Source organism: Micromonospora sp. NPDC005163 (assembly GCF_053599835.1).
On the sequence record NZ_JBSFYP010000024.1, the window covers coordinates 97,615 to 114,010 of the forward strand.

The 16,396-nt window shown below is 71.3% G+C and carries 13 protein-coding genes; 9 read left to right on the forward strand and 4 right to left on the reverse strand.

Going from position 1 to position 16,396, the window contains the following annotated elements:
* Positions 1 to 6 precede the first annotated feature (6 nt).
* From ACWD6N_RS18505 to ACWD6N_RS18515, 3 genes are all read right to left on the reverse strand, one after another.
* Complete coding sequence (locus ACWD6N_RS18505; RefSeq protein WP_387327089.1) at positions 7 to 1,485, reverse strand: aminotransferase class V-fold PLP-dependent enzyme; 1,479 nt, start codon at positions 1,483 to 1,485, stop codon at positions 7 to 9.
* Positions 1,475 to 3,151 (reverse strand): ABC transporter ATP-binding protein/permease, encoded by a 1,677-nt coding sequence (locus ACWD6N_RS18510; RefSeq protein WP_354966043.1) that lies wholly within the window; start codon positions 3,149 to 3,151, stop codon positions 1,475 to 1,477. The genes ACWD6N_RS18505 and ACWD6N_RS18510 overlap by 11 nt, the downstream gene beginning before the upstream one ends.
* A gap of 93 nt (positions 3,152 to 3,244) precedes the next feature.
* The gene (locus ACWD6N_RS18515) at positions 3,245 to 3,865 is read right to left on the reverse strand and encodes a TetR family transcriptional regulator C-terminal domain-containing protein (RefSeq protein WP_354966042.1); all 621 of its coding nucleotides are present in this window, start codon (positions 3,863 to 3,865) and stop codon (positions 3,245 to 3,247) included.
* 113 nt (positions 3,866 to 3,978) lie between these two features.
* Between ACWD6N_RS18515 and ACWD6N_RS18520 the strand changes: the two genes are divergently transcribed.
* The 3 genes from ACWD6N_RS18520 to ACWD6N_RS18530 all read left to right on the forward strand — a co-directional run bounded on the left by ACWD6N_RS18520 (position 3,979) and on the right by ACWD6N_RS18530 (position 6,289).
* On the forward strand, positions 3,979 to 4,695 hold the full coding sequence (locus ACWD6N_RS18520) for an SDR family NAD(P)-dependent oxidoreductase (RefSeq protein WP_354966041.1): 717 nt from the start codon (positions 3,979 to 3,981) through the stop codon (positions 4,693 to 4,695).
* Positions 4,696 to 4,728: 33 nt separating this feature from the next.
* A complete protein-coding gene (locus ACWD6N_RS18525; RefSeq protein WP_074318313.1) occupies positions 4,729 to 4,968 on the forward strand; it encodes a tautomerase family protein in 240 nt (79 codons plus the stop codon).
* Positions 4,969 to 5,113: 145 nt separating this feature from the next.
* Positions 5,114 to 6,289, forward strand: coding sequence for a glutathione-independent formaldehyde dehydrogenase (locus ACWD6N_RS18530; protein WP_387327094.1), 1,176 nt, complete (start codon positions 5,114 to 5,116; stop codon positions 6,287 to 6,289).
* A gap of 21 nt (positions 6,290 to 6,310) precedes the next feature.
* Here ACWD6N_RS18530 and ACWD6N_RS18535 read toward each other — a convergent pair whose 3' ends face one another.
* On the reverse strand, positions 6,311 to 6,733 hold the full coding sequence (locus ACWD6N_RS18535; RefSeq protein ID WP_354966039.1) for an acyl-CoA thioesterase: 423 nt from the start codon (positions 6,731 to 6,733) through the stop codon (positions 6,311 to 6,313).
* A gap of 505 nt (positions 6,734 to 7,238) precedes the next feature.
* On the opposite strand from ACWD6N_RS18535, the gene mmsA reads away from it, so the two are divergent.
* The 6 genes from mmsA to ACWD6N_RS18565 form a co-directional block, all read left to right on the forward strand.
* Positions 7,239 to 8,786, forward strand: a complete 1,548-nt coding sequence (mmsA, locus tag ACWD6N_RS18540) for a multiple monosaccharide ABC transporter ATP-binding protein (protein WP_354966038.1) — start codon at positions 7,239 to 7,241, stop codon at positions 8,784 to 8,786.
* Entirely contained in the window at positions 8,783 to 10,081 is a 1,299-nt protein-coding gene (mmsB, locus tag ACWD6N_RS18545) for a multiple monosaccharide ABC transporter permease (RefSeq protein WP_354966037.1), read from the forward strand. The genes mmsA and mmsB overlap by 4 nt, the downstream gene beginning before the upstream one ends.
* A 51-nt stretch (positions 10,082 to 10,132) precedes the next feature.
* Complete coding sequence (locus ACWD6N_RS18550; protein ID WP_354966036.1) at positions 10,133 to 11,236, forward strand: sugar-binding protein; 1,104 nt, start codon at positions 10,133 to 10,135, stop codon at positions 11,234 to 11,236.
* Positions 11,237 to 11,348: 112 nt separating this feature from the next.
* Positions 11,349 to 12,611 (forward strand): ROK family transcriptional regulator, encoded by a 1,263-nt coding sequence (locus ACWD6N_RS18555; protein WP_387327098.1) that lies wholly within the window; start codon positions 11,349 to 11,351, stop codon positions 12,609 to 12,611.
* Between the two features lie 113 nt (positions 12,612 to 12,724).
* The gene (locus ACWD6N_RS18560) at positions 12,725 to 15,505 is read left to right on the forward strand and encodes an SNF2-related protein (protein ID WP_450004995.1); all 2,781 of its coding nucleotides are present in this window, start codon (positions 12,725 to 12,727) and stop codon (positions 15,503 to 15,505) included.
* An 11-nt stretch (positions 15,506 to 15,516) separates the two neighbouring features.
* A partial coding sequence (locus ACWD6N_RS18565) for an SWIM zinc finger family protein (protein ID WP_450004996.1) occupies positions 15,517 to 16,396 on the forward strand: 880 nt, incomplete at its 3' end.

The following is a 16,396-nucleotide window of genomic DNA, read 5'->3' on the forward strand; positions in this document are numbered from 1 at the left end:
GGCGGGTCAGCAGCGCAGCCGGGGTGGCAACGGTGCGTCGGCGGTGGCCTCGCGGTCCAGATAGGTGGCCTCGACGAACGCGAGGAAGCGTTCCGCGTCGGCCGCGTTGGAGGCCAGACCGAACGAGACGCGGACCGCGCCACCGGTCGGCAGCCGCAGCGCCCCGAGATACTCATCGATCGTGTCGATCCGCGCGAGCAGCCGCCGGCGCAGCGAGCCGCGGCTGATGCCGAACGCACCCTCTCCCGCACCCGGGTTGCAGAAACAGCCGGTACGCAGGGAGAAGCCCGCCGCCGCGGCCTCCCGCGCCACGAGCCGCTCGTCGACCAGGGAACCGTCCGGGTGGCGGAGGTTGAACGTCACCGTGCCGCCCCGGTCCGCACCCGTCGCCGGCCCGTACACCTGGACCAGTGGCCGGCCGGTGCGGTGCCGCAGCGTGGTCAGCCGGGCCAGCAGCCACCCGGTGAGCAGGCCGACCCGGGTGTGCACGAGGTCCACGCCGATCGCGTCGAGCCAGCGCAACCCGAACTCCACGTCCGGGATGCTCAGGAAGTTGAGCGTGCCGTCCTCGAACGCCGACTCGTCGTCCATCGACCGGTGCCAGTCGCCCTGAACGCTGACCGCCCGGATCGTGCCGCCGGCGAACCACGGCCGGCGCAGCCGGGCCAGCGCGTCGCGGCGGGCCAGCAGCGCGCCGACGCCGGTGGGGTAGCCGAAGAGCTTGTACCAGCTCAGGCAGACGAACTCGGGTTGGACGGCGCGGAGATCCAACCGGTTCGTCGGGGCGTACGCGGCGGCGTCGAGCAGCACGTCGTACCCGTGCCGGTGGGCCAGCTCCACCCAGCTCAGCGGGTGCTGCACGCCGGAGAAGTTGCTCTGCGCCGGGTACGCGAACAGGCCCCGACCGCCGGGCCGACCCCGCCGCCCGCCCAGCCCGCCGCGGTTGGCGTCCAGCACGTCGACCAGGTCCGCCTCGGCGACCCGCAGCTCCGGACCGGCCAGCGGTACGTAGCGCGCCCGCGCGCCGGCTGCCCGGGCGTACTCGCGGATGCCGTTGACCGAGTTGTGGTTGTCCCAGGTCAGCACGAACGGTGCGGTCCGGCTGAAGTCGTACGCCTCGCCGACCAGCCGGCAGGCGCCGCTGGCGTTCGGGGTGAAGACGACCGCGTACTCCGCCGGGTCCGCCCGGAAGAAGTCGAGCACCGCGTGCCGGGCCGACTCCACCAGGGAGCCGGCCGCCTCCGAGGTCGGGTTCTCCGAGTGCGGATTGCTGTACAGGCCCGCCAGCAACCGGTCGTGGTGGGCTCTCACCTGTGCCTGTGCGGCCACCCCGGACCCGGCGTAGTCCAGGTAGACGTGGCCGTGCCGGTCGAGGTGCCGGTATTCGGTGGCGCGCAGTTCGTCGATCCGGGCGGTGCCGGCGTACCCCGGCAGCTTCGCCGGCGATGTGCCGGCGGCGGTGCGGGACGCGGGTTCAGGAGGCACGGTGACGCTCCCTGCGGACCAGCACCACCCAGGTCGCGGCGAGGAAGAGCAGCACGAAACCGCCGAGCACCAGCCAGTTCACCCACACCGGGCGGGAGAAGCTGTCGCCGTAGGTGGCCAGCAGGGGCGGACCGAGCGGGGAGGCGCCCTCCCGCCAGAGCCGCTCCACCCCGGCTGTGTGGCCCAAGCCCTCGAACGCCCACCGGTTCGACATCGCGTAGCTGAGCCACTGGCCGCCGGCCGCCATGGCCGGCACCGGCAGGATCGCGCCGACGAACAGCACCTGCGGGAAGCAGAGCATTGGCAGCATGAGCGTGGCCTGGGCGGCGTCGGAGACGGCCGCGGAGCAGAGCAGGCCGAGGGTGAGCGCGGCCGCCGAGGAGAGCAGCAGCGTCGTGTACAGGGCGGTGAAGCCGGCGCCGTCGACCGGCGGCAGTCGATCGGTGCCGCGCAGCACACCGAGCAGGGCGAGGTCCACCAGGGCCAGCAGGGGCAGCAGCACCGCCACCTTCGCCACCAGGTACGGCAGCAGCCGGACACCGGCCAGCCGCTCCCGGCGCAGGATCGGCAGCTCGGTGCAGATCTGGAGCAGGCCATAGGTCAGACCGAAGAAGAAGCCGCCGAACGCGATCCAGAACAGGATCATCACGGTCACGGTCGGGCTGGGGTGCGCCGGGTCGAACGCCCCGGGGCGGAACAGCAGCGCGAACATACCGAGCACCATCAGTGGCGAGCCGAGCAGGATCGCCAGGGTGAGCCGGTTTCGGGCGACGATCTCGGTGTTGCGCGCGGTGAGGACGCCGAACTGGCGCAGCCGGCCGACCTGCCGGTGCCCCGCGGCGCCCGGGTCGACCGGACGGGCGGGTGGGTCGACGTCGCGGTGCGCGGCGAAGCGGTCGGGCAACGCGGCCGGGTCGGTCTCCTCGTCGAGCCGCAGGTGCACCTCGGCGAGGGACCGTAGGCCGAAGAACTCCTGGGCGTCAGCCGGGGTGCCGGCGAACGCCAACCGGCCCTGGCGGGTCAGCACCACGACCCGGTCGCACCGGTCCACGTCGGTGATCTGGTGGGTGGTGAGCACCACGGTGGTCCCGGCGTCGGCGAGCGTGCGCAGCACCCGGAGCAGGTCCACGGCGATCGCCGGGTCCAGCCCGGAGGTGGGCTCGTCCAGGAAGAACACGCCTGGCCGGGTGAGCAGCTCGACGGCGATGCTGGCGCGTTTGCGCTCGCCGCCGCTGAGCCGGCCCACCGGGACGGAACCCCTATCGGTCAGCCGCAACCCGGCGAGCACCTCGGCGACCCGTTCGGTCACCTCGACCGGGCCGGTCTCCGGTGGCAGGCGCAGTCGGGCCGCGTACCGCAGTGTGCGTTCCAGGGGCAGCTCGCGGTGGATGATGTCGTCCTGCGGAACGTAGCCGACCGCACCTTCTCCGGTGGGGCCGTCGTACGACACGGTGCCGGCCGCCGGTCGCCGTATCCCGGCGAGCGTCTCCAGCAGGGTGGTCTTGCCGGCGCCGCTGGCGCCGATGATGGCGACGACCTCACCCGGTTGGATGGTCAACGAGATGTCGTCGAGGATCCGGCGCCCGTCCCGGACGCTCTGGCCCAGGCCCCTGGCGATGATGCCGACGCCGGTGCGCGGGGAGGACGTCGTCTGCTCGGTCGTCATGTGGGGTGTGCTCGATCCGGTCGGGAGTGGGCCGCCTGAATATCGTGCCTCGCCGATGCTACGTCCGGGTGCCCACTCCACCGTCCCGGCCACTCAGTCGGTCGTGGTCCGCGCCTCCGCCGGCACCTGGAGGAGGTCGAGGCAGTTGCGCCACAGCGTCTCCAGCTGGGCCGGATCGTTGAGCAGCTTCGCGAGCAGCACCCGCCCCTCGATCTGGGCCACAATGGACCGGGCGGCTTCCCGGGTGTCGACCGCCGGGCCGGCGAGTCCGTTCGCCTTCGCCTCGACGACCACCTGCTCGATGAGGTCGATCTGGGCCTCGAAGATCTCCTGGAGCCGGCGGCGGATCTCCTCGGCCTGGTTGCTGAGTTCGAGGGCGAGGTTGCCGAACAGGCAGCCGGCGACCACGCCGGCCTTCTGCTGGCCGGTGCGCTGGACCGCCTCGGTGGCCTCGAACAGGTCCCTCAGCCGCCGCAGCGGGTCGCGCCCGCTGCCGAGCAGCTGCTCCCACTGGCGGCGCTGGTTCGCCCAGTGCTCGTCGATCACGGTGCGGGCGAGCGCCTGCTTGGACTCGAAGAAGTAGTAGAAGCTGCCCTTCGGCACACCCGCCGTCGCGCAGATCTCCGCCACGCCCAGGGCAGAGTAGCCGCGCTGCTCGATCAGCACCGCGGCCGCGTCGAGAATCTTGTTTCGCGCGTCACTGGTCCGTCCCATGCTTTGACGATACCCGACCGGTCGGCTAGCTTTTAGTCGACCAGTCGTCTAGTGATCATCTCGGCCGGGCCAAACGGTCCCGGCCCCCTCCGGCCAGTCAGGAAGTGGTTCTCATGAACACCAGTCAGGGGCAGAAGGTCGTCGTGATCACCGGTGCGTCACAGGGCATCGGCGCCGACCTCGTGGACGCCTACCGCAAACTCGGGTACGGCGTCGTGGCGACCTCGCGCTCGATCGGCCCCGCGGACGACCCGGAGGTCGTCACCGTCCGCGGCGACATCGCCGACCCGGACACGGCAGAGCGGGTGGTCCGTGCCGCCCTGGACCGTTTCGGGCGTATCGACACCCTGGTGAACAACGCCGGCGTCTTCGTCGCCAAGCCGTTCACCGACTACACCGACGAGGAGTTCGACCTTGTCACCGGGGTCAACCTCGCGGGGTTCTTCCACCTCACCCGGCGCGTCCTGCCGCACCTGCTGACCACCGGCGCCGGGCACATCGTCACCATCACGACCAGTTTCGTCGACCAGCCCAGCTCGCACGTCCCGTCCGTGCTCGCCTCGTTGACCAAGGGTGGCCTCAGCTCCGCCACCAAGTCCCTGGCCATCGAGTACGCGGCTCGCGGAGTCCGGGTCAACGCCGTCGCACCCGGCATCATCAAGACCCCGATGCACCCGGTCGAGACGCACCAGACGCTCGCCGGCCTGCACCCGGTCGGCCGGATGGGGGAGACCAGCGACGTCGTCGACGCCGTCGTCTACCTCGAGTCCGCGCCCTTCGTCACTGGCGAGATCCTGCACGTCGACGGCGGCCAGAACGCCGGTCACTGAACGCCCAACCCCACCCCGGAAGAGGAGCAGAGAATGCCGATCGTCACCATCCAGATCACTCGCGAGGGCAACACGCCGGGCACGTCCGCGGCGACCGCCGAGGAGAAGGCCGCCCTCATCAAGGGCGTGAGCGAACTGCTGCGCGACGTCCTGAACAAGCCGTTGACGTCGACCTTCGTGGTGATCGACGAGGTCGAGACGGAGAACTGGGGTCGCGGCGGCCTCCCGGTCGACCAGTTCCGACAGCAGCAGAGCGGGGCCGTACCCGAGTAGCGGCCCCACCGCCACCGGCTCTCGAACCGCGGCGCCGGGGACGTCGGAACGCCGACGCCCCCGGCGCGGTCTAGCCGGGTGCCCAGTGGCATGAACACCCCGGTCGCGGGAAGAACGTCGTCCGCCGCCGGAGTGGGGAGTCGGGATGAGAGCCGTCGTCTACGCGGACGTCCGGACCGTCGAGGTGCGGGAGGTGCCGGACGCGACGCTGGAGACGGAGACCGACGCGCTAGTGCGGATCACCTCCACCGCCCTGTGCGGCACCGACCTGCACATGTACGACGGGCGGACCGGAGCCGAACCCGGCCTGGTCTTCGGCCACGAACCGCTGGGCGTGGTCGAGCAGGTGGGCAGCGCCGTCCAGACGGTCCGTCCGGGCACCCGCGTGGTGATCCCCACGCACCTGTTCTGCGGAACGTGCGTGATGTGCGCCCGGGGGCTCTCGGCGGCCTGCCTGCGCGTCCGCGCCGAGGGGCCGGGCGCCGCGTACGGCTACGCCGGGATGGGCCCGTACCGGGGTGCCCAGGCCGACCTGCTGCGCGTGCCGTGGGCGGACGCGAACTGCGTACCCGTCCCCGGGGAGCCGGGTGACGGGTACGAGGACGACTTCGTGCTGCTCGCCGACGCGTTCGTCACCGGGTGGCACGCCACCGCGACCCTCGCCGGGGTCGAGGCCGGCGACACGGTGGCCGTGTTCGGTGCCGGCACCATCGGCCTGCTCAGCGCCTACTCGGCGCTGATCCGCGGTGCCAGGGTGGTGTACTGCGTGGATGGTGTGGACGCCCGGCTGGACAAGGCCGGTGAGATCGGCGCGGTGCCGGTCGACTTCCGCCGGGGCGACCCCGTGGAGCAGATCCGCGCGGAGCGGGCCCGGGCGGGACTGCCGCTGGGCGAGGAGAAGCTGGGCGGGATCGACAAGGTCGTCGACGCCGTCGGGTTCCAGGCCCGCGACCGCGAGCGCCCCGATCAGGAGCGCCCCGACCAGGTCATCGCGGACGCGGCCCGGCTGGTCAACCCCGCCGGAGCGATCGCGGTCGCCGGCGTGTACCCGGAGAAGGACCTGCGACCGCGCCCCGGCGCGAGCGCCAGCGAGGAGTTGGTGGCACCGTGGGGGACGCTGTTCAACAAGGGCGTCTCGGTCCGGTTCGGCCGTACCCACGACCGCCGCTACACCGTGCTGCTTCGTGACCTGGTCGTCTCCGGCCGGGCCCGGCCCAGCGTGATCGTCACCCACCACGGCACCCTCGCCGACGCGCCCGAGCTGTACCGCAGTTTCGACCGCCGGGAGAACGGGGTGATCAAGGCGGTCCTGCGCCCGTGAGCGCCGGCGCTCCGGCCGGCGTCAGAGGTTGAGTGGCGCCGGGTCGGCGGCCAACTCCCGGAACCGCCCACGCGGGTCGGGCACCAGCCGCCGGGTCGACAGATCCAGCAGCCCGCCCACCCCGGTCAGCCGCGCCACCGGGGTCCCGTCCGGGAGGGTGTAGTCCTGGTCGATGTGGAAGGCCCGGCCCTCGCCCCAGCGGAACTGGCAGGAGACGTCCACCTCGTCCCCGCCGCGCAGCTCGCGCAGGTACTTCACGGTCACCTCCATGGCGACCGGTCCCACTCCGGCGGCGAGAAGCCGGTCCTGCGCGATGCCGGCCGCGCGCAGGCATTCCCACCGGGCGTGCTCGCCGTACTGGAGGTAGACGGCCTGGTTCAGGTGGCCCTGGGTGTCCAGCTCGTAGCCACGAACGGTGATGCGTACCCGGAACGGATCTCCCATGGGCTCGAGGGTAGTTGGGCACCCGGGCGGCCGACGTACGTGGTGATCCTGGTCTTCGCCGGGGGTCATCCGTCAGTGGTCGTCCGCCCGAGGCGTTGATCACATCGCTGTCCGGGGTGGGTCGCATCGCCGCTGGTCAAGGTCGTCGGAGAGCTGCCGATCAAGATCGCTCGATGGCGGCGGCGTCCGCTCGCGGTGCCTCGCGAGCCGCCCGGAGCGCGTTGTGCCTGCTGGCGGCCCCGGGGATGCTGGCCGAGGTCGATCGGCCCGTCACGCCAAGTCGATGGGGTGTGACGAGCGGCGGTCGGGGCGCCGGTGGGGCTACGGCGGCTGTTGGGACGTGTGAACACTGCGCGACGTCGATATTGCCGGATTGTTACATTTTCAACAGGCCCTCGCCTTGCGGATGACCCTTCCACCGCAATACGTTGCCGTCAACAACAAAACCGAGTGAAGGTCAAACCTTCCGGAGGCAACCGATGACGTTGGCGAGGTGGTACGAGCGATGAGCGACGTGCCCATCCTCCTTGAGATGCGCTCCATCACCAAGGAGTTTCCCGGAGTCAAGGCCCTCTCCGACGTCAACCTGGTGGTTCGCGCCGGCGAGATCCATGCCATCTGCGGCGAGAACGGCGCGGGCAAGTCCACGCTGATGAAGGTCCTCAGCGGGGTCTACCCACACGGCACCTACGAGGGCAAGATCGTCTACCAGGGCGCGGAGACCCGGTTCTCCGACATCCGCGCCAGCGAGAACGCCGGAATCGTGATCATCCACCAGGAGCTCGCGCTCATTCCGGGCATGTCGATCGCGGAGAACATCTTCCTCGGCAACGAACCGCGCAAGCGGGGCGCGATCGACTGGAAGGCCGCGAACCGGATGGCGCTGGACCTGATGGCCCGGGTCGGTCTCGAGGAGGACCCGGACACCCTGATCAAGGACATCGGGGTCGGCAAGCAGCAGCTCGTGGAGATCGCCAAGGCGTTCGCCAAGGACGTGAAGCTGCTCATCCTGGACGAGCCGACCGCGGCTCTGAACGAGGCCGACTCCCGGCACCTGCTGGACCTGCTGCGTGGTTTCCGCTCCCGCGGCATCACCTCGATCATGATCTCGCACAAGCTGAACGAGATCGAGGCGATCGCCGACCAGATCACGATCCTGCGCGACGGCCGGACCGTGGAGACCCTGGACGTCAAGGCGGACGGGGTCGACGAGGACCGGATCGTGCGGGGCATGGTCGGCCGCGAGCTGAGCAGCCGGTTCCCGGAACACACGCCGAAGATCGGTGAGGTCTTCTTCGAGGTCCGGAACTGGAACGTCCGGCACCCGATCTCCGCCGAGCGGCAGGTCTGCAAGAACGAGAGCTTCGTGGTGCGTCGCGGCGAGATCGTCGGCTTCGCCGGCCTGATGGGCGCCGGCCGCACGGAGCTGGCGATGAGTGTCTTCGGCCGCTCCTACGGGGTGTACGAGTCGGGCACGATCATCAAGGACGGCAAGGAGATCGTCCTGAAGTCGGTCGCGGACGCGATCGACAACGGGCTCGCGTACGTCAGCGAGGACCGCAAGGCGATCGGCCTCAACCTGCTCGACGACATCAAGTCGTCGACGGTCGCCGCCAAGCTGTCCAAGATCTCGCACCACGGCGTCCTGAGCGAGGTCGAGGAGTACCAGGCGGCTGAGGCGTACCGCAAGGAGTTGCGGACCAAGGCCCCGACGGTCGACGAGAGCGTCTCGAAGCTCTCCGGCGGTAACCAGCAGAAGGTCGTCCTGGCGAAGTGGATGTTCACCGACCCGGACCTGCTGATCCTCGACGAGCCGACGCGCGGCATCGACGTGGGTGCCAAGTACGAGATCTACGGCATCATCCAGCGGCTCGCCGACCAGGGGAAGGGCGTCGTCGTCATCTCCTCGGAGCTGCCTGAGCTGATCGGGCTCTGCGACCGCATCTACACCGTGTTCGAAGGCTCCATCACGGGCGAGATCGCCCGGGAAGATGCCAACCCGGAAAACCTCATGAAGCAGATGACCTCGACGAAGAAGATGCTGACACGATGAGCCGTTTGAAGGACCTTCAGAAGAACCTGTTCGGAGGCACCACCTCCAACGCTCGCCAGTTCGGGATGATCTTCACCCTGGTGGCGATCGTCGTCCTGTTCCAGATCCTGACCGATGGCCTCACCCTGCGGTCGGACAACCTGATCGCGCTGTTCCAGCAGAACTCGTACATTCTGATTCTGGCCATCGGCATGCTCATGGTGATCGTCGCCGGGCACATCGACCTCTCGGTCGGCTCCATCGCCGCCTTCGCGGGCATCCTGGTGGCCAAGTCGATGGCCGACTGGTCGCTGCCCTGGCCCGTAGCCATCCTGTTCGGCCTCGCGATCGGCGCGATCATCGGCGCCTGGCAGGGCTTCTGGGTGGCATACATCGGGGTCCCGGCGTTCATCGTCACCCTGGCCGGCATGCTGCTGTTCCGCGGTGGCAACCAGTACATCGGTAACGCCAACACGATCCCGGTGCCGGAGGGCTTCCGGGAGATCGGCTCCGGCTTCCTGCCCGAGTTCGGTCCGAACACCGGCTACAACAACGCCACGCTGCTGCTCGGCCTGGCCGCGGCGGTGGCCGTGGTGTGGCGCGAGATCCAGGCCCGTAAGACCCGCAGGGCCATGGACGCTGACCCCGCACCGATGTGGATCTCGATCCTGCGGATGGCCGTCATGGTCGGGGTGATCGCCTTCGCATCGCTGCGCTTCGCCAGCGGTCGCGTCGGCACCAGCTTCCCGATCTCCGGCATCATCCTGCTGGTCCTGGTGATCGCGTACTCCTTCTACACCCGCAACACGGCCGGTGGCCGGCACATCTACGCGGTGGGCGGCAACTCCCGGGCGGCCGAGCTGTCCGGTGTGAAGCTCAAGCGGGTCAACTTCTTCGTCATGATGAACATGTCCGTCCTGGCTGCCCTGGCCGGCATGATCTTCGTGGCCCGCTCGGCGGCCTCCGGACCGCAGGACGGTAACGGCTGGGAACTGGACGCGATCGCCGCGGTCTTCATCGGTGGCGCGGCGGTCTCCGGCGGTATCGGCACCATCAGCGGCTCGATCGTTGGTGGTCTCGTCATGGCCGTGCTCAACAACGGCCTGCAACTGATGGGCGTCGGCACCGACCGCGTCCAGATCATCAAGGGCCTGGTCCTGCTGCTGGCCGTCGCGATCGACGTCTACAACAAGAGCCAGGGGCGGTTCTCCATCATCGGAAGTCTGATGCGACCGTTCCGTCGCGAAGACTCCGCCCCACCCGCCTCACCGCCGGACGCGGAGCGCGAGCCCGCCAAGGCAGCGGTGTCCGGCTGACGGCCACCGACCTCTCCACCCGTCTCAATTATCAGAAAGGCAAGTCCTCCCATGCGTAAATTCTTCGGCACGTCGGTGGTTGCCATCAGCGCCGCCGCCATGCTGGCTCTCGCCGGCTGCGGCTCCGGCCGTGACGGCGACGGCGACTCCAGCGGCGAGGCCGCCAAGGGCTTCGCGGCGAACTCGCTGATCGGCGTGGCCCTCCCGGCCAAGACCTCGGAGAACTGGGTCCTCGCCGGTGACCTCTTCAGCAACGGTCTCAAGGAGGCCGGTTTCCAGGCTGACGTGCAGTACGCCGGCGCGTCGACCACGGTGGCCGACCAGCAGGCCCAGATCACGGCCATGACCACCAAGGGTGCCAAGGTCATCGTCATCGGCGCGACCGACGCCGCGCAGCTGTCGACCCAGGTCGCGGCGGCCCACGCGGCCGGCGCGAAGGTCATCGCGTACGACCGGCTCATCACCAACACGCCGGACCTCGACTACTACGTCGCGTTCGACAACTTCAAGGTCGGCCAGCTCCAGGGCCAGGCCCTGCTGGACGGCATGAAGGCCAAGAAGCCGAACGGCCCGTACAACATCGAGCTGTTCTCCGGCTCGCCGGACGACAACAACGCCGGTGTCTTCTTCAACGGCGCGATGAGCGTGCTCAAGCCGGAGATCGACAAGGGCACCGTGGTCGTCGCCTCGAAGCAGACCGACGTCAAGCAGACCGCCATCCAGGGCTGGAAGGCCGAGGGTGCGCAGGCCCGCATGGACCAGCTGCTGACCTCGACCTACGGCAACAAGGAGCTGGACGGCGTCCTCTCCCCGAACGACACGCTGGCCCGCGCGATCCTGACCTCGGTCAAGGGCGCTGGCAAGCCGACCCCGGTCGTCACCGGCCAGGACTCCGAGGTCGAGTCGGTCAAGTCGATCGTCGCTGGCGAGCAGTACATGACGATCAACAAGGACACCCGCAACCTGGTGAAGGAGACCATCAACATGGTCAAGGCTCTCCAGGCCGGTAACACCCCGCAGGTGAACGACACCAAGTCCTACAACAACGGCAGCAAGGTCGTCGACACGTACCTGCTCCCGCCGGTCGCCGTCACCAAGGCGAACGCGGCTGAGGCGTACGCCAACGACCCGAAGCTCGCGCCGCTCACCAAGTAAGCACCACACGGTAGGCAGTGACACCGATGGGTCCCGGATCTCCTGTTCCGGGACCCATCGTCGTCCTGACACCCCCGCACCAGCCGGTACCGATCCGGAAGGAGGTCTGACCGTGGCATCACCAGTCCGGGCCAGGCCAGCCGGCGTCGGCCGCAACTCCGAATCCCCGCTGCCCGCGGTCCCCGGCGCCAGCCAGGAGGAGATCCGGCGGCAGAACCTCGGCGCCGTCCTGCGCTACGTCCACCTGCACGGGCCGACGTCCCGGGCCGAGCTGACCAGCCGACTCGGCCTCAACCGCAGCACCATCGGCGCTCTCGCGGCCGACCTGGTCGCGAGTGGCCTGGTCACCGAGGAGGCGCCGACCACCGCCCGTCGGGCAGGCCGGCCCTCGCTGGTGGTGAGCCCGCGCTCCGACCGGGTCTACGCCCACGCGCTGAGCATCGACGCGGACCGACTGCGCGCCGCCCGGGTCGGCCTGGGTGGTCGCATCCTGGACCTGCGCGAGGTCGCCCGACCCGGTGGCATGACGGCGGTCGACGCGGTCGGGCCGCTGGCCGACCTGGTCCGCGACATGGAACGCTCCGTGGCCGCCGACGCGCTGCTGGTCGGCGGCGCGGTCGCGGTCACCGACACCACCTGCGAGGCGGACGGTCGCATCCGGATCGCCGGCGTCGACGAGACTCTGGGCGTCGCGCTCGAGGCCGAGTTCGCCGTCGGCCCGGGCTTCGTGGCCGGCGACCTGGCCGACATCGCCGGCCTGGCCGAGCACGTCCGCGGCGTGGCGGCCGGCATCGACGACCTCATCTACCTGCACGGTGACCTCGGCATCAGCGCCGGCATCATCGTCGACGGCCGGCTGGTGATCGGGCACCGGGGCCACAGCGGCAAGGTCGGTCACATGGTGGTCAACCCGAACGGGCTGCCCTGCGGCTGCGGCTCCCGCGGCTGCTGGGAGACCGAGATCGGCGAGGCCGCGCTGCTGCGGCACGCCGGTCGGGACCCGGGCGACCGCGCGGCAGTGGCCGAGGTGCTGCGCGCGGCGGCGGACGGCGACCGGACCGCCCGGGAGGCGGTCGAGCAGGTCGCCGACTGGCTCGGCTTCGGCGTGGCCAACCTGGTCAACGTGGTCAACCCGGACGCTGTGGTGTTCGGCGGCTCGCTGCGCGACATCTTCATCGCCGGGGCGGACACGGTCCGCAGCCGGTTGGGTGCCATGCCGCTGCCGGGTTCCCGCGAGCACCTGCGGCTGGAGGCGGCGGCGCTCGGCCGGGACGCCGTCCTGATCGGTGCCGCCGAACTCGCCTTCGACAAGTTGCTGGCCGACCCGCTGAACGTCGGCGTCGCGGGTCAGTTGAGCGCCGACGATCAGGCCTAGTACGCGAACACGGTCTCCGTGCCGATCCACCCGCGACGCCCCGCATATGCCTGTCGTACGTTGTACGCTAGAGATGTCGGGGCAGCACCGCCCCGACCGGTCGGGAGGCACAGTTGCGGTTCACGGTCGTCTTCACGCCGGGCGACCCACCCCGGACCGGCGCGGTTCACGTCCACCACCCGGCCGGCGAGGCACTGACCGAGCGGTTCACCGGCCTCGGGCAGCGCGGCGAACTGCGGCTGGCCCTGCCGCGTGACGGCCGGATGGTCCTCGAGACCGTGCCGGTCCGCACCATCGGAGTGGGCGACGCCGTGCGCGGCCTCGCCGCGCTGCGGGACACCGACGTGCTCGACCCGGCCGCCGCGTTCTGGTCGGCGGTCGCGGTCACCGCGCTGCACCTCACCGCCCGGGGGCGGATCCTGCCCGGAGTGTCCCCGCAGGGGTACGACGCCTGGCGGGCTGGCCCGTTCGACGCCGCCGACGTGCAAAGGATCCGAGCGCTGGCCGCCGCCATGCCAGCGGAGGCGCGTGCGGTGCCGCTGGACCCCACCGCGCGTCGGCTGGTCCTCCCCGACCCGGAGCAGTTGGTCCGCGCGTTCCTGGACGCGGTGGCCGACACGTTGCCGCGCACCCCGGCCGCGCCGTGGCTCGCCGGCGACCCCCGGTTCACCGTCGCGGAACCCCAGCGGGCCGAGGAGTTGCGCGGCTGGGCCGGGCAGGTCTCCGTGGGGGTGGACACCGGCCTGCGGATGGCCCTGCGGGTGGAGATCCGGGGGGATCTCGACGCCACCGTGCCCACGGCCGTCGTCCGGCTGCGCAGCCTCGCCGACCCCACCCTGGTCAGCGACGCCGCCTCCCTCTGGGCGGGCGACGAGCACGGCCTCGGCGACCGGGCCACCGTGGAGGCGATGCTCGCCGTGCGGCGCGCGGCCGCACTGTGGCAGCCGCTGGAGCGACTCCTCGACGAGGCCGCGCCGGTCGAGCTGGAGCTGCTCGACGAGGACCTGGTCGACCTGCTCGGCGGCGCCGAGGCCCGGCTCGCCGCCGCCGGCATCGACATCGAGTGGCCGCCGCGGCTCTCGCGTGCGCTCGCCGCCCGGGTGCTGGTCAGCTCACCACCGGAGCAGCCCGCCGACCCGGCGGCGTTCTTCCGCTCCGCCGCGCCGGTGCCGTTGAGCTGGCAGCTGACCCTCGCCGGGGTCCCGCTGACCGACGAGCAGACGGACCGGGTCGCCCTTGCCCAGCCGATCGTCCGCCTGCGCGACGGGTGGGTCCTGGTCCCGCCGGCAGTGGCCCGCAAGGCCGCCGAGCGGCGGCTTCCCCCGCGCCCGGCGTACGACGCGCTGGCCGCGACCCTGGCCGCCAGCACCGAGGTGGCCGGCGAGCGGGTCGACGTGGTGGCCGACGGCTGGCTGGGCGCGCTGTGCGAACTGCTCGGCGACCCGGATGGCGGGCCGGAGCCGCTGACACCGCCGGCAGGGCTGGCCGGCCGCCTGCGCGAGTACCAGCTGCGCGGGCTGCGCTGGCTGGAGCGGATGGCCTCGCTCGGGTTCGGTGGCTGCCTCGCCGACGACATGGGCCTCGGCAAGACGGTCACTGTCGTCGCGCTGCACCTGCGCCGGCAGCTCGACCGGGCGACCGCCGGCGCGACCCTGGTGGTCTGCCCCGCCTCGGTGCTCGGCACCTGGGAACGGGAGATCCGCAGGTTCGCCCCCGGCACGTCCGTGCGCCGCTTCCACGGCACCGCACGGTCGCTGGCCGAGCTGACCGACGGGATCGTGCTGACCAGCTACGGCACCATGCGACTCGACGCCGACGCCCTGGCCGGCCAGCGTTGGGGGCTGGTGGTCGCCGACGAGGCCCAGTACGTCAAGAATCGGCTCAGCGGCACCGCGAAGGCGCTGCGGACGATTCCGGCGCGTGCCCGGATCGCGCTCACCGGCACTCCGGTGGAGAACGACCTCACCGATCTGTGGGCGATCCTGGACTGGACCACTCCCGGCCTGCTGGGCGCGGTGGGGCAGTTCCGTGCGACCTGGGCCCGACCGATCGAGGTGGACCGGGACTCCGCGAGCGTCGCGCGGCTGTCCCGGCTGGTCCGCCCGTTCCTGCTACGCCGCCGCAAGTCGGACCCGGGCATCGCCCCCGAGCTGCCCCCGAAGACGGTCACCGATCACCTGGTCCCGCTGACCGCCGAACAGACCGCCCTCTACGAGAAGGTGGTCGGTGCGGTGCTGGCCGAGATCCGGGCCAGCGGTGGCGGCATCGCCCGCCGTGGCCTGGTGCTCAAGCTGCTGGTCGAGCTGAAGCAGGTCTGCAACCACCCGGCCCACTATCTGAAGGAGCCGCGCGGCCCGCTGCGCGGCCGGTCGGAGAAGCTGGACCTCCTCGACGACCTGCTGGATACCATCCTCGCCGAGGGCGGCGGCGCGCTGGTGTTCACCCAGTACGTGCGGATGGCGCGGCTGCTGGCCCGACACCTGGCCGAGCGGGGCGTACCGGCGCAGTTGCTGCACGGCGGCACGCCCGTGCCGCAGCGCGAGGAGATGGTCCGCCGGTTCCAGGCCGGTGCGGTGCCGGTCTTCCTGCTGTCACTCAAGGCGGCCGGGGCCGGCCTGACCCTCACCCGGGCCGACCACGTCATCCACTACGACCGCTGGTGGAACCCCGCGGTGGAGGAGCAGGCCACCGACCGGGCCCACCGGATCGGGCAGACCAGGGCGGTGCAGGTGCACCGGCTGATCGCCCAGGGCACGCTGGAGGAGCGCATCGCCGCCCTGCTGGAGTCCAAGAGGGCGCTCGCCGACGCCGTGCTCACCGGCGGCGAGACCGCCCTGACCGAGCTGTCCGACGCCGAGCTGCTCCGTCTCGTCCGGCTTGGCGGCGAGGAATGAGGAGCCCGGACGTGACTGGCGACCCCGACTTCGACGACCCGTGGGACGACGACGCCGAGCCGGTCCGCGACGACGGTCGGGCCCGCAGCTTCCCGGCCTTCGGGCCCGACCGGCGGATCGGCCGGACGTTCGCCGCCACCTGGTGGGGCAGTGCCTGGATCGACGCGATGGAGCGGGCCGCGCTCGACCGTGGGCAGCTGAGCCGGGGCCGTCGGTACGCGTCCGCCGGCCAGGTCGGCCCGATCACCGTGAGCCCGGGCCGGATCTCCGCACCGGTGCACGACGGCGACCCGGAGACTCCGCACGACACGGTGATACGCGTGGCCCCGCTCGCCGACCGCCAGTGGGACCGGCTGCTCGACGCGCTCGCCGCGAAGGCCGGGCACATCGCCGCGCTGCTCGACCGGGAGATGCCACCCGAGCTGGTCGACACCGCCGAGGACGCCGGGGTACGCCTGCTACCCGGCTACGGTGACCTGGAACCGGAGTGCGAGTGCCCCTCCTGGGATCAGCCCTGCCGGCACGCCGCCGCGCTGGCCTACCAGACGTCCTGGCTGCTCGACCGCGACCCGTTCGTGCTGCTGTTGATGCGCGGGCGGGCCGAGGCCGAACTGGTGGAGGAGCTGCGCCGGCGCAACGCCCGGCGGCGCTTCGCGGTGGCGGACGACGCCGCCCCGGCCGGCACCGGAGCGGACGAGGCGTACGCCGCCACCCCGGCGCCGCTGCCCGGCCCACCGGTGCCGGTCTCGGGCGAACCGCTGGCGCTCACCCCACTCCTGGCCGGGCACTCCGCTCCCGGCGTCGACGCCGAGGCGCTCGGGCTGCTCGCCGCCGACGCCGCGTCCCGGGCGCGGCACCTGCTCGCCGCCACCCGCGACGAGCCGCTCGCGC

Bases quoted from the DNA above. Each gene is read 5' to 3' on its own strand.
- ACWD6N_RS18510 (WP_354966043.1), bottom strand. From the start codon at position 3,151: ATGACGACCGAGCAGACGACGTCCTCCCCGCGCACCGGCGTCGGCATC.
- ACWD6N_RS18515 (WP_354966042.1), bottom strand. From the start codon at position 3,865: ATGGGACGGACCAGTGACGCGCGAAACAAGATTCTCGACGCGGCCGCG.
- ACWD6N_RS18520 (WP_354966041.1), top strand. From the start codon at position 3,979: ATGAACACCAGTCAGGGGCAGAAGGTCGTCGTGATCACCGGTGCGTCA.
- ACWD6N_RS18525 (WP_074318313.1), top strand. From the start codon at position 4,729: ATGCCGATCGTCACCATCCAGATCACTCGCGAGGGCAACACGCCGGGC.
- ACWD6N_RS18530 (WP_387327094.1), top strand. From the start codon at position 5,114: ATGAGAGCCGTCGTCTACGCGGACGTCCGGACCGTCGAGGTGCGGGAG.
- ACWD6N_RS18535 (WP_354966039.1), bottom strand. From the start codon at position 6,733: ATGGGAGATCCGTTCCGGGTACGCATCACCGTTCGTGGCTACGAGCTG.
- mmsA (WP_354966038.1), top strand. From the start codon at position 7,239: ATGAGCGACGTGCCCATCCTCCTTGAGATGCGCTCCATCACCAAGGAG.
- mmsB (WP_354966037.1), top strand. From the start codon at position 8,783: ATGAGCCGTTTGAAGGACCTTCAGAAGAACCTGTTCGGAGGCACCACC.
- ACWD6N_RS18550 (WP_354966036.1), top strand. From the start codon at position 10,133: ATGCGTAAATTCTTCGGCACGTCGGTGGTTGCCATCAGCGCCGCCGCC.